This is a genomic window from Citromicrobium sp. JLT1363, assembly GCF_000186705.1.
Lineage (GTDB): Bacteria > Pseudomonadota > Alphaproteobacteria > Sphingomonadales > Sphingomonadaceae > Alteriqipengyuania.
In genome coordinates, this window is the sequence record NZ_AEUE01000002.1 from 343,512 (window position 1) to 357,361 (window position 13,850).

Here is a 13,850-nt window from a genome sequence, read left to right on the forward strand (position 1 = left end):
ATGACCATCGAGAAACTGGACGCCTCCAGCCCCGACCTTACCCAGCAGAATATCGAGCGCCTGCTCGATCTGTTTCCTGAGTGCCGGACAGAAGGGCCGCGGGAAGATGCGCCCATGGTCGACTTCGACCTGCTGCGGCAGGCGCTTTCCGATCATCTCGTTGAAGGTCCGGCAGAGCGGTATCGGCTCGACTGGCCGGGCAAGCGGCAGGCGCTTCTTACAGCAAACACGCCGATAGACAAAACGCTGCGCCCGATGCGCGAGGAGAGCGTGGACTTCGACACCACGCGCAATCTGTTTATCGAAGGCGACAACCTCGACGCGCTGAAGCTGTTGCAGGAGACCTATCTCGGCAAGGTCAAGATGATCTACATTGACCCGCCATACAACACGGGCAACGACTTCGTTTATCACGATAATTTTGTTCAGTCACAAACAAACTATGACATAGAGAGCGGACAAGCCGATGACCAAAAGGGGCGCTTGGTCGCGAACCCAGAAACTAACGGCCGATTTCACTCGAATTGGCTAAATATGATCTATCCAAGGCTTAAGCTCGCCAAAAATATGCTCGGCGATGATGGAATCATATTCATCTCGATTGGTGATGATGAAGTTTTCAATCTTCAAGAAGTTTGTGATGAAATTTTTGGTATCGATAATTTCTTAGGAAACGCTTGCCGCATTTCGAAGAAGGCTAATAACCAAGGGGATTATTGGTCACCAAATTTCGATTATGTTTTGACATACGCCAAATCTAAAGAACACTGCCCGGTCTTTTTTGGCGGAGTGAATTACAAGGCGTATAAGGAGGTAGACGCGGAGGGGCCTCGAGCGGGGGAAAAATACCAGCTCGTTCGGCTTTACATGACAAGCCTCGACCCACTTCGTGGCTGCACAAATCAACGCTATTTTATCGAAGCCCCTGACGGAACATTGCTTATACCCCCGGGCACAGTGTTCCCAGAGGAAAAGAAGGATGGCGCAAAAGTCGCACCTGAAAGATCGGAGGACAAGGTCTGGCGGTGGAGCCAGCAGGCGTATCTCGAAAAAAAGGACGAGATTTACGTCAAAGCCGTCCGATCTTCTAATCTGGTTGATCAAAATGGCGATGAGGTTTTCTGGAATGTCTTCACGAAAACCTATCTCAATGACGTGATTGCAAAATCGTCTTCTAAGCCAAACAGTCTGATTGAGGAGCATATCAATCAGAATAGCTCTCATGAGCTTAAGGCGCTTGGAATCCCGTTTCCACACGCGAAGCCGTCCAGCCTTATCGAATTCCTTTGCGAGATATCGAAGGTAGGTGAGAATGACATCGTTATGGATTTCTTCGCGGGATCTGGATCAAGTGCGCATGGCGTATTTCGACACAATCTGAAAAGTGGTTCGAAGGCTCGATCAATCTCAGTCCAATTGCCGGAGGTGCTTGACCCAGAAGACAAAGACCAAAAGGCTGGTTGGCATCTTTGCGAGGAGCTTGGCCTAAAGAAGACAGTCGCGTCGATTTCTAGAGAGCGCATCCGCAGAGCGGGAAGGAAAATTGCAGATGAAGGAGGAAAGCCGACCGGTAAACTCGATACCGGATTTCGAGCCTTCCGCATCGACAGCGGCAATTTCGTCGACACCAGTGTCACACCAAAGGAAGCAACACAGGAAGCGCTCGCGGGTATGGTCAGCCATATCAAGGACCACCGCAGCGAAGAGGATTTGCTGTTCGGTGCGCTGCTGCGCTGGGGTGTCGATATCACCCTGCCGATCGAGCAGCGCGAAGTGGCCGGGCGCGAAGTCTGGCTGGTCGATGCGCCGCCCAATGATGATGGCGACGGCACCGGAAAAGGCGCGGCGTTGATCGCCTGTTTTGCCAAGCCGGCAAGCAGCGGCAAGGGTGGGATCGACACCGAACTGGCCGACGCCATTGCGGAGCTTGCCCCTTTGCGCGCCCTCTTCCGCGACGATGGCTTTGCCGACGACGCGACCAAGGAAAACGTCCACAGCCGCTTCAAGCAACTCGCGCCCGACACCCAGGTCCGGGTGCTCTGAGCCCATGACAAAGCAGATATTCAAGCCGCTCGATTACCAGGCCAAGGCCGCGCAGGCCGTGGTCGATTGCTTTGCCGGGCAACCGCGTATCGAGGGCGTCAGCTACCAGTTGGACCCGGGCAAGGATGTCGCCGCGCAATCCACCATGTTCGATAACGCACTGCGCAACGCGCCGATCGCCCCGAACCTGGACTTGCTAGGCAATATCCGCGCCGTGCAGATAGCGCAGCACCTGCCGCCCTCCGGCGAACTGGCGACCAGCAAGGCCGCGCCGGTCAATCTCGACGTCGAGATGGAGACCGGTACCGGCAAGACCTATGTCTATATCGACACCATGTATCGGCTCTATGCCGAATACGGCTGGTCGAAATTCATCATCGTCGTGCCGAGCATCGCGATTCGCGAAGGGGTGAAGAAGACGCTGGAGGATACCGAGGGCTGGTTCCACTCGCTCTACGGCCACAAGATCCGGCACTTCGTTTACAACAGCGGCCAGCTCAACAAGCTCACCTCGTTCAGCGAGGATGGCGGGCTGCACTGCATGATCATCAATACGCAGGCCTTCACCGCCGATGTGCGTGCGGGTGATACCGGACGCGGGGCGGGGCGGATTATCTTCGATACGCCTGACAGCTTCCAGAGCCGCCGACCGATCGATGTGATTGCGGGTAACCGCCCGATCCTGATCCTCGACGAGCCCCAGCGGATGGAAGGGACCGCCACACAAAACGCGATGGCGCATTTCGAAGCGCCTCTGGCACTGCGCTACTCCGCCACGCACAAGACTCGCTATAACCTGATCCACCGGCTGGACGCGCTGGATGCCTACAATCGCAAGCTGGTGAAGAAAATCCAGGTGAAAGGCGTGGCAACCAAGGGCCTGCCGGGGCTCGATGGCTATCTCTACCTGTCGAATTTTCGCACCTTCACCGATGGTCGCAAGCCCGAAGCGCGGGTGATGATCGAGCATGGCCTCAAAGGCGGGCAGGTGAAGCGCAAGCCGGTATGGTTGCGCGATGGCGACAAGCTGGAGGAGAAGTCCGGCGGGCTGTCCGAATATGCGGGCTACACAGTTTCCAACATCGACGTGACCCAGCGGACGGTCGCATTCACCAATGGCGAGGTATTGGAAGAAGGCCGCGTCACCGGCGATACCAGCGAAAACGCCGTCCGCCGCGTGCAAATCCGCGAAACGATCCGCGCCCACTTCGAGCGCGAGCGGCTGCTGCATGCACGCGGGATCAAGGTGCTCTCGCTGTTCTTCATCGACGAGGTGGCAAAGTACCGTCTCTATGGCGAAGACGGGGAAAAACAGAACGGCGTTTATGCGCAGATGTTCGAGGAAGAGTATCGGCGCGCGCTCGACGAGCTGAAGGAACTCGACACCACCGACCAGGCGTGGCTGACCTATGTGAAGCGCGACCGCCCGGAGCAGGTGCACGACGGCTATTTCTCGATCGATGGCCGTGGGAGAATGGTCGACACTGCGACTTTCGTTCAGGGTGACCGCGCCGGGGAACCTCGAGATGAATCCTCCTATGATTTGATCCTGAAGAAGAAGGAGCAGCTCTTGTCGCTCGAAGAGCCAGTCCGTTTCATCTTCTCCCATTCCGCTCTGCGCGAAGGCTGGGACAATCCGAACGTCTTCACGATCTGCACGCTCAAGCAATCCGACCATGAAATCGGCAAGCGGCAGGAGGTTGGTCGCGGTCTGCGCATCAGCGTCGACTCAAACGGCCACCGCACCGACGACAAGAGTGTCGTGCACCAGATCAATGTCCTGACTGTCATCGCGTCCGAGAGCTACGACGACTTCGCCAAGGCGCTCCAGAACGAGATGGCCGACGCTCTTAAGGGACGGCAGCGGGAGGCAACCGCCGCGTATTTCCAGACCCTGTCGATTACCACGTCAGGGGGCCCCCAAGAGGTCACGCAAGCCGAAGCATCAGAGCTCGAATATTGGCTAATTGGGGAGCGTTACATCGATCCCGCCCGACACATCACGGCGAAGTGGCATGAGAGCCGCGACACTATTGCCGAGGCCGTTTCAGCCGGCGCGTCTGGCAAGATCGACGAGGCATCAAGCGAAGCTCAAGCTGTCTGGGCTAGCTTCCCTTACGCCCTCCAAGAGCATGCTGCCGAATACGTTGCTCTGGTGGATACCGTATTCGACGAGACCGCACTCCGCCGAATGACCGGCAATTCTCGCAATATGGTGATGCCTGAGGTTCGCCGGAAGAATCTTGAGAAGGAAGCCTTCCTGGAGCTCTGGAACCGGATCAATCAAAAGGCGGTCTATTTCACGGACTTCGATACTGAGAAACTGATCGCGAGTGCCATAGCTCGGCTGGATAGTGACCTAACGGTCGACCGACAGCGGATCATCGTCACAGGAGCTGAACTCGGAACCGGAATTGGTGTGGAGGACGTGCGCAGCCGCTCCGCATTCCGCGAAGAACGCTCGAGATCCGAGTATCACGAGGATGCCGTCAACAGCGATGTTCGCTTTGACCTGATCGGCCAGCTTGCATCGCTCACACGGCTCACCAGGCGGACTACCGGGCGAATTCTCACCGGTATCAGCGCGAACACCTTTGCGAAGTTCGGGCAGAACCCGGAGATGTTCTTGCGCAAAGCTGCCGAGTTGATCCGACGGCAGAAGGTTGCGTTGGCGATCGAGTCCCTTCGCTATGAGAAGACTGGCCAAACCTACGACGTCTCAATTTTCGAAACTGATCGCTACGAGATACCTCTGGAGGGCGCGCTTGAGGCGTCCAACCATGTCTATAACTACGTCGCGGTCGACTCCAAAAATGAGCGCGATTTCGCCAAGGAATTGGAGGCAGCACAGGAAGTTATTGTTTATGCGAAACTGCCTCGGGGCTTCGTGATCCCAACGCCTGGCGGCAGCTACAATCCGGACTGGGCCATTGCTCTGGAGTTTGCCGGAGAACGACAAATCTACTTCGTTGCAGAGACCAAAGCCGACGCCAGTGCTGAGCAATTGCGGCTGGCGGAACTGCAAAGCATCGATAGCGCAGAGCGGTATTTCAAGGATGTATCGCCGGAAGTCGCGTTCAAGAAAATCGAAGGCTATGACGAACTTCTGCAGGCGCTTCGCTAGCTCTCCGCCCTTGGCCCAAGAGCTCCGTTCTCTGTGACTGCGTGGCTCCCTTGGTCCCACGTATCGGCTGGAACCAGTGGCGATTCGAGGCCAGGCGCCCCAGTTTAGATATCCGCTAGCGCTATATTAGTCGCACTCGAACCGCTACACCAAGAAAGTCCCGGGGCAAGCATAGGGGCAAGCACGGCGGCCTCGAGAAAATGCATTGCGATTTCTGATTGATGGCTGTCCGATGTGGTTACTCTTCTGGGCACCATTTTTGCATTTCCAGCATAGTTTTGCGGGCGGGCGAGCCCTTGGCTTTGGGGCTCCCTTTCGCTCAGCCCCGGGGGATTGTCGTAACTGGGAATGGTTGCAGCCGTCGGCCGGGGTTCATTTCCAGCGGGCGAAGCTTGGCTCCTGGCGATTGGTATTTGCTTGTTGGCTGGCCCGATCCACTCGTTTGGGAAAAAAGGTAATGACCTGTGGCGGCGCAACGTCGTGTGAGCCTGGAGAGCGGCGCTCCCGCGCCGTCGGCAAGCCTGAGATCGGGCTTTGCGCAGGCGTTCTTGCGGAGGTTCCGAGCAGTGCATCCCAGCATGGCGGGGTAGGATCGTGAGGAACCCGGCGTTCCCCCCTCGGCCGGGAGTGGCCGGGAGAGGAAACGCAGAAGGTTGCCGCCTGTCGGCCGATCAACGACCGCCCGGGCTTGCCGGTCGCGTCAGGTCGTTTTCACAGTGATGCTGCCGGGTGCGGATCGATCACCGCACGATGCTCCCATCCGGCGTACGAACCTCGACCGGACCCAAATCGAGCGCGCGCACATCATCCTCGATCCGAGAGAGATCGCCCACGATCACCCATGTCATCGCCTCGGGGTCGAGCAGGGAGGAAACCTCTGTCACGCGCCCGGGCGATATCGAGGCATAGCGATCGGGCAGGGTCTCGATCCAGTTCACCGGCCGATCGAAGCGGTCGACGTATTGAAGATAGCCAACCATGGCTCCGTTGGTTTCGAAGCGGTCGGACAAGGTCAGCACTTCGCCGCGGCGGACCAGTTCCAGTTCGGCTTCGGTGGCGGGGCGCGCACCCGTTATCCCATCGAGCTCCTTCTTGATCTCCTCCAGGGCTTCCCTGGTCTTGTCGGTCTGAACGCTGGTGGAAATCTGGAAGACCTGCGGCCCGATGGCAGAGGAAATTCCACTCCCCGCGCCGTAGGTCCAGCCCTTGTCTTCCCGCAGATTGGTGTTCAGCCGGGCGTTGAAGCCGCCGCCCAGCACCGAATTGACGATGTCGAGATCGAAATTGATCGGGTCCAGCCCGCCGGGCACGATCCGCCCTACGCGCAGTACCGACTGGATCGCGCCCGGCTTGTCCACCAGGATAACGCGGGGCGCATCCTGAGCGTCCAGTTCGGTCACGCTCTTCGTTCCCAACGGCGATTGCGGAGCGGTCCAGTCTCCGAACGCGTCCTCCAGCTCGGCCATGAAAGCATCGAACCCGGATGCGCCCGCGGCGTAGATCGTGGCGTTGTCGGGCCGGAGATACGCGTCGTAGAAGGCCGTCAGGTCGGCGCGGTCATAGCTATCGATCACGGCCCGCCGGTTGCCGAGGCGCGTGGCATAGGCATGGCCTTCGCCGTAGATGACACTGCCGAAGGCATCGGCCGCCAGCCCATCGGGATTGTTCTCCGACTGGGCCAGGCGGGAGAGCGCCTGCGCCTTGGCCCGCGCGATATCCTCCTCCCGGAATGCCGGATGGCGGATCATGTCCGCCCAGAGGGCGATCGTTTCGGGGAGATTGCGCGCCAGCGCTGAGGCCACCACCGTGGTCGTATCGACGCCGCCCGTGGTATAGATGCGTGCGCCAAGCCGCTCTTCCCTGTCGGCCAGCTCGTTGCCGGTCAGGCTCTGCGTGCCTTCGCCAAGAAGCGTGTTGGTGAAGCCCTCGATCCCGTCCTTGCGGCCCAGATCGGCACTGCTCCCTGCATCGAAGTTCATCGCCATGTCGACCGTTGCCGTGCCCGGGCGCTCGGCAAAGAGAACTCTGATCCCGTTGGACAGCGTTCCTTCGTGCACCTTCGGCAGCGTCAGTTCGGGATAGCCCTGCAGCGACGGCAGCTGCGTACGATCGGCACCATCGGCCATCGCGGTGCGATCCGGGCGGGGCAGGACCGTGAGCCGATAGTTGGGGCGTGACAGCCATTCGCGCGCGGCATCGCGCACATCCACCGCGGTGGCCGCTTCTATCTGCGCCTGATCCTTCAGGTAGCTACCCGGATCGTCATCGAACACCAGGCCGCCGGCCAGCGTCATCGCCTTCACGAACAGCGATTCCCGCGCACGGACATTATTGCTGTACCAGCCGGTCTTGGTCCGCTCCAGCTCCGCCTCGCTCGGCCCTTCATCGAGAAAGCGATCGATCTCTTCGCGCAGGACGGCTTCCGCCTCGGCAGGGGCCACGCCCTCTTTCAAGCGGAGGCCGATTTCGAACACGCCGGCCAGCTGGTAGCTTTCGTAGTTGGCAAAGACGTCGGTCGCCAGTTCGCGGTCGACCACCAGCGCCTGGTTGAGGCGCGACAGGCGCCCCGAGCCGATCAGGCTGGATGCAAGGCGCAAGGCCGGGCTGACGTCGCTATCCTGGCCCGGCACCGGCCAGCTCCACGAAATCGCAGTCTGCGGAACGGCTTCCTCCACCACCTGCGCTTTCGTTGCGTCGAGCAGCGGCAGATCCTGGGTGAGGCGCGACACCGGCGGACCGGGCGGCACTGCCCCGAAATACTTGGTCACGAGCTTGCGGGCGTCCTCCACCGAGATGTCGCCTGCCAGGCTGACGACCGCGTTCGAGGCGCCGTAGTAGTCCTTGAACCAGTTGTGCATGTCGTCGAGCGAGGCGGCGTCGAGGTCTTCCATCGAACCGATCACCGTGTGGTGATAGGGATGATCGGGCGGGAAGAGCGCCTCGTTGCGCAATTGCGCCATCGATGAATACGGACGGTTTTCGTAGGTGCGCTTTTCGTTCTGGACCACGCCGCGCTGCTCATCGAGCTTGGCCTGGGTGACCGCACCCAGCAGGTTGCCCATGCGATCCGATTCCAGCCACAGCACCCGCTCCAGCCCGCCGGTCGGCACGACCTCGTAGTAATAGGTCTGGTCGTAGCTGGTCGCGCCGTTGACTGCCGAAGCGCCGATTTCCTGCAGCGGCGGGAAATATTCGTCGTCGCGATTCTCCGATCCGTTGAACATCAGATGTTCGAACAGGTGGGCATAGCCGGACTTGCCATCGGGTTCGTTCATCGAACCCACGTGATACCACACGGCGACCGCCACCTTCGGCACGCTGTGGTCCTCGTGTACGACCACGCGCAGACCGTTGGGCAAGGTGAATTCTTCGTAGGCGATCTCGTCTTGGGATGTCGTGACCGCAGGGGCGGCCTGCGCCAGCGCCGGTCCCGGCTGCGCGAGCGAGAGGCCTGCCGCAAGCAGCGGCAGGGCGAGGAAATGCTTGGTCATCGAAGAACTCCGGGGAGGGGGTAAGGGAGGGAATGCGTCGACGCCCCGAGGGCGGGCGCCGACGCCATTGAGAGGATCAGAACGTCGCCGAAATGCCGACCTTGAAGCGCCGGCCACCGAGATAGGTGGCGCGGTGGAAGTAGGCGGGCACGCCCTGCTCTCCGCCGAAGCTGTAGGCGACGTCGGGATCGCCCGTGCCGTTCAGCAGGTCGTTCGCTTCGAAGAAGATGCGCAGATCGGCGAAGTCCGGACGGAGGTAGTATTCGGCCCGGAAATCGAGCGTCTCGACCGCCTCGGTATAATTGCTCAGGCCCCGGGGCCTGAACGACGCCAGGGCACGCGACTGGTAGCCATAGGTCAGGTTCGCATCGATATCGTACTTGGCATAGGTGAGCGCCGCGGTGCCCGAATGCCTGGGCTGCTGCACGAAGGGCAGGCCGGTGAATTCGTACACGTTGTCGGGCGCCGGCTCGTAGGCATAGGTATAACGGTCGGTGCGCGAACTCTCTGTGTAGGTATAGTTGAGGTAGACGCCGAAGCCGCCCCAGATGCCGGGCAGGAAGTCGAACCGGCGCTCCGCCTGCGCCTCGATCCCCCACAATTCGGCCACGTCGTCGCTGTTGACCGGCGTGCCCCCGGTTATGAAGACCGAATCCGGGTTGGCGGGATCGAAGTAGGGCGGCCCGTTGAAATAGGGGTGGTCGGGCAGCGTGATCGCATCCAGCACGGCCGGACCATTGGTGATGTTGGTCTGCAGCAGATTGTCGATCCGCTTGTAGAACCCGCTCAGCTTGAAGATGCCGATGCCCGAATAATACTCGGCGCTGATGTCGAAATTGTCGGTCTTCGCAGGCTTCAGATCGGGGTTGCCGCTGTTGATCTGGAGGATCGGCTTCACGCCCTCCGGACCGGGGATCGGAAAGTTGATGAAGGCGATTCGCGTTTCGGACGAAAGCTGCCCGATCGAGGGGCGCGCCACCGACAGGAAGTAGCCGCCGCGGAAGATAAGATCGTCGCTTGCGCGGTAATTGAACAGCACGCGCGGCAGGAAGTCTTCCGCCACCGATTCCTCGGTCACCAGGCGGGTGAACTCGTTCTGGAAGATCAGGTCGTTGCCGACGCCGCCGCCATTCGCGGGCAGGATCGGCCCGGTGTAGACGGGAAAGACCAGATTGGTCGCCGCCAGCTTCGTCCGGTTGAAGCGCACGCCGCCGACGATCTCGAGCTTGCCGATATCGACCCGTGCCTGGATGTAGGCGGCGAGATTTTCCTCTTCGGTCTTCTCGTTTTCCTGGTCGGGATTGGGGATGATCGGGTTGATCGTCAGCCCGCTGCTCGAGACGTAGCTTTCGAGGTTGTCGGCCAGATCGCGCACCGAAGCTTCACTCAGGACGAGGAATCCGGCATTGTCGATGCCGATCCGGGAAAGATCGGAGGGCACGAATTCGAGGCCCAGCGACGTGACCGGCACGTTGCCGCCGATCTGGCTGCGCACCAGGTTGCTGGTGAAGGACGTGTTCTCGTAGAACACGCCGGCCTCCAGATATTTGAGGGCCCCTTCACCCGGCGTCCAGCGGGCCGATCCGCTCGCGGTATAGCGATCATTGCTGCCCGAATAATCGTCGAACTGGCCGGAGGCATTGTCGATCGTGAAACCCGACGGGTCGTTGATCAGCGCCTTGCCCGCCTCGCTCAGCAGCGGCAGCGGAATTCCCTGACCGGTGCGCGGCCCGAAGCCGGTGAGGATGCGGCCGGTGACCGGATCGACCGCGCCCGGCGTGAACAGATCCGCGCTCGCATCCGCTTCGGGCATGCGCAATTGCACCCCGAACTGGCGCGGGTGGGTTTCGGTGCCCCGCGCATAGCCTGCAAGGTAATTGAAGGTGAAGCGCCCGGCTTCGGTGCGGCCCTTGAAGCTGAACGTATCGGTGACCTGCTTGACGTCGGGATCGTAGCTGTAGGACTGCGTGCGCTGGATCGCCTCGTTTCCGGGGTCCAGAGGCAGGATCAGTTCCGCCTCCCCGCCACCTGCGGGCACGACGTATTCGGCCAGGGTCGTGAACGTGTCGGTAAGCGAGAAGAACGTCGAGGTGGATTGGGAGCGCTGGTAATCGACCTTGAGGTTGGTCCCGTCGCTCACCTGCCACTCGGCGGACAAGGTCCCCGCGAACGTCTCGTTCTCGTTGCTGTAGAACGATGTGTTGAGGCCCGAGGGGAAGACCCTGTCGTCTCCCGGGACGAACGGGAAGACCGCCAGTGGGTCGACCGCTTCGGGCGCGGTGATCGGCTGCCCGTTCCCGTCCAGCGGCAGCGAGGTGCCGAAGGCCAGCCTCCCCCCGTTGCCACCGGCATCGTAGCCGATCGTCCGGTTGTCGTTGCGCCGGTACTGGATCGAGGCGCTGAGCCCGAAATTGCCGCCGAATGTGCCTGAAACCGTACCCGAGGCGAGGAAATCGTTTCCGAAGTCGTCGGGCGTGAAGCCGCCTTCCACAAGCAGGCTGGCATAGCGCCGGGGCCGGTCGAGCGGGGACAGCGTCTCGATTTCGATCAGGCCGCCCGTGCCCGAGGAATCCTGACTGGGCAAAAGCGACTTGTGGATTGTGATCTGGCCGATCGAATCCGCCAGCAGGTTGGAAAGATCGGCAGAGCGACCGGTCCCGCTGCCGACGGGCAGGTTGAGCCCGTTCAGCTTCACCGCGTTCATGTCGGGCTCCAGCCCGCGCACGATCACGTTGGTGCCATCGCCCGTCACGCTGTTGCGCTGGAACGATACGCCCGGCGCCCGGCGCAGGGCCTCCGAAAAGGTGGTCCCCGTGAAGTTGCCGAGATCGTCTGCGGAAATGACGTCCGAACTGTTCTCTGCCGTGCGCTGCACGTTCAGGGCATTGGCCCGTGCGCTGCGCGAGCCGTAGACGACGATCGCATTGCTCTCCGTATCCGGCTGGCCGAGCACGATGGCCAGGTTGCGGGCCTTCTCGCTGCCGACGCTGACGCTCTGGTAGGCGGTTTCGTAGCCGAGGAAGGATATCTCCAGCGTGTAAGTGCCCGCTGGAACCTTCGCGAAACGAAAGTCGCCGAAGCTGTCGACCGCCGTCGTCTGCCCGGTCTCGACGATCCGGACCAGCGCGCCTTCTAGCCCGCGCGTGCTGTTGGCCGCGGTGACCGATCCGGAAATCGCGCTGCGGCCCGTGGTCGCGCTTCGCTGCGAGGGGGAGGAGACGACGAAAGCGCCGCCGCCGGTGCGCCTCAGGACAAGACCCGAGCCAGCCAGGATGCGTTCGAAGGCGGCCTGTGCGGTAAAGGTGCCGCGGATGGCCGGAGCGCGGCGGTCGGCCACGTCCTGCCCGTTGTAGACCACATTGCTGCCCGTTCTTTCGGCAACCGACGTCAGCGCATCGTCCATCGGCTGGGCCGGAAGGTCGAAGGTGTAAGTGGTTTCGGGTGCGGTCTGGGCGTAGGCTGCGGTGCTGATCGTGGCAGCCCCGACGGCAAGCAGCGAGGTAGTGAGTGAACGGTACAATTCGGCCCCCTTTCGACAGGGCCGGTCCCGTCCGCCCCTGCCCCCTAGACGATGCTGCATTGCAAAACCGACAGGCGAGACGAAACTTTTTTTCAGTTTTGCGTCAGTGGACTTTCGATCACGAGCGTCTGGCCGGATTTGCGCACATCAAGATTGTGCAGGGCAGAGACGGCTTCGGCGAAGCTTGCGGGATCGGCGGTGGAGAAGCTGCCGGAGATCGCCAGCCCGGCAATGTCGGCCCCGACCGCGAGCCGTTCGCCGCCATATCGGTTCAACTCGCTGACGGCTTCGCCCAGCGGAACGTCATCGAATACCACACGCCCGCGCCGCCAGGCGGCCACATCCTCGATTGCGCGCCGGTCGCTGCGCGCTTCGCCGTCGACGGTCAGTCGCAATCGTTCGCCTGTCCGTAAAGAGCGCCCGCCCCGTGCGATGGGGACAGGTTCTGCGCGCCCATCCTCGTCCAGTCGGGACACCGCGATCCTGCCTTCCAGCAAGGTCACGGAGGTATCGGTGCCGACATGGCGAACCACGAACCGCGTCCCGACCGCGAGGACCTGCAGCTTGCCGGCCCGCACGATGAAAGGCCGGTCCGCATCGTGTACGACGTCGAACACGGCTTCGCCCTCGTCCAGGGTCAGCGCCCTCCGGGTATCGTCGAACTCGACCGAAAGGCGGGTCATTGTGTCGAGCGAGGCGGTGCTGCCATCCGCGAGGCGTTCGACTGCCTGCTCTCCGGGTGCGGTCTGGAATGTTTCGTTGCCCGGAAGCCGGGTCAGGATGAACGCGCCTGCCAGCATCACGAGCGCGGCGCAGGCGGCCATCGCCCACCTCGGAGCAGAGGCAGCCCTGGGGCCGTGGCTTTCCGCAACGCGCGATTGCGCGGCAGCCCGGGGCAGCATGGACCACACTTCTTCGGCCCTTTCGAACGACCGGGCGTGGCATTCGTCTTCGGCAAGCCAGGCTTCGTGCGCGTCCCGGGTTCGCGCTTGCCCGTCGCTGTCCAGCCGCACCAGCCACGCGGCGGCTTCGGGATCGCTGCCCTTCGTATTGTCCGAAGCGCGGCTCACCAGCTTTCCATCCACTGCATGAGTTTCAGGGTCGCGCGCGCCACATGCTTTTCGACGGCCGCCACGCTCATCTGTTCGCGTTCGGCAATCTCGGCATAGCTCAGGTTTTCCAGCCGGCGCAGCAGCAGGATACGGCGCGTCCTTTCGTTCAGATGGGCGATCCCGTCGGAAAGGTGTTCGAGTTTCGCCCGCGCTTCGAGAATGTCGGCAGGGTCGGGATCATTGCTGGAGACGAGCTGGACATTGGGATGCTGGACGAAGGGCGCCCTTGCGCTGCGACGCTGGCTGTCGATCGACAGGTTGACCGCGGTCGAAACGAGCAGCCCTTCGTGCGACCGGACTTCGCGGGTCTTCGCGTAGGCATCGACTTTGATGAAGGCCTCTTGCACGATTTCGTCAGCATCCTCGCGTGAAAGCCCGCGGCGAAGGACCGCCCGCCGCGCCTTTTCCAACATCTTGGGGATCCTCGACATATCCCTCTATCAATCCTGACGCTTGCGAACCCGAAATCCGACAATACGGATATGGTCGGGCTTGCAAAGAGGCAGCGATGGGGACTCTGGCAGATGCACCGGCGTCACCAGGCGTGGTTTGGTACCAGG

6 protein-coding genes are annotated in these 13,850 nt (G+C 61.3%); 2 read left to right on the forward strand and 4 right to left on the reverse strand.

Annotated elements, in window-relative coordinates; translation table 11 throughout:
* Window positions 1-2,043 carry a site-specific DNA-methyltransferase gene (locus ADAD_RS0104140; RefSeq protein ID WP_010410043.1) on the forward strand — a complete coding sequence of 681 codons (2,043 nt, stop codon included), beginning with the start codon at window positions 1-3 and terminating at the stop codon, window positions 2,041-2,043.
* 4 nt (window positions 2,044-2,047) lie between these two features.
* On the forward strand, window positions 2,048-5,167 hold the full coding sequence (locus ADAD_RS0104145) for a restriction endonuclease (RefSeq protein ID WP_010410045.1): 3,120 nt from the start codon (window positions 2,048-2,050) through the stop codon (window positions 5,165-5,167).
* Window positions 5,168-5,907: 740 nt separating this feature from the next.
* Here ADAD_RS0104145 and ADAD_RS0104150 read toward each other — a convergent pair.
* The 4 genes from ADAD_RS0104150 to ADAD_RS0104165 all read right to left on the reverse strand — a co-directional run bounded on the left by ADAD_RS0104150 (window position 5,908) and on the right by ADAD_RS0104165 (window position 13,721).
* Entirely contained in the window at window positions 5,908-8,658 is a 2,751-nt protein-coding gene (locus ADAD_RS0104150) for a M16 family metallopeptidase (protein ID WP_010410047.1), read from the reverse strand.
* A gap of 76 nt (window positions 8,659-8,734) precedes the next feature.
* A complete protein-coding gene (locus ADAD_RS0104155; RefSeq protein WP_010410049.1) occupies window positions 8,735-12,178 on the reverse strand; it encodes a TonB-dependent receptor in 3,444 nt (1,147 codons plus the stop codon).
* A 92-nt stretch (window positions 12,179-12,270) separates the two neighbouring features.
* Window positions 12,271-13,248 carry a FecR family protein gene (locus tag ADAD_RS0104160; RefSeq protein WP_010410052.1) on the reverse strand — a complete coding sequence of 326 codons (978 nt, stop codon included), beginning with the start codon at window positions 13,246-13,248 and terminating at the stop codon, window positions 12,271-12,273.
* The gene (locus ADAD_RS0104165) at window positions 13,245-13,721 is read right to left on the reverse strand and encodes an RNA polymerase sigma factor (protein ID WP_010410054.1); all 477 of its coding nucleotides are present in this window, start codon (window positions 13,719-13,721) and stop codon (window positions 13,245-13,247) included. The genes ADAD_RS0104160 and ADAD_RS0104165 overlap by 4 nt, the downstream gene beginning before the upstream one ends.
* Between the last annotated feature and the right edge of the window lie 129 nt (window positions 13,722-13,850).

Excerpts from the sequence above, each read along its gene's own strand:
- ADAD_RS0104140 (WP_010410043.1), top strand. The coding sequence starts at position 1 with ATGACCATCGAGAAACTGGACGCCTCCAGCCCCGACCTTACCCAGCAG.
- ADAD_RS0104145 (WP_010410045.1), top strand. The coding sequence starts at position 2,048 with ATGACAAAGCAGATATTCAAGCCGCTCGATTACCAGGCCAAGGCCGCG.
- ADAD_RS0104150 (WP_010410047.1), bottom strand. The coding sequence starts at position 8,658 with ATGACCAAGCATTTCCTCGCCCTGCCGCTGCTTGCGGCAGGCCTCTCG.
- ADAD_RS0104165 (WP_010410054.1), bottom strand. The coding sequence starts at position 13,721 with ATGTCGAGGATCCCCAAGATGTTGGAAAAGGCGCGGCGGGCGGTCCTT.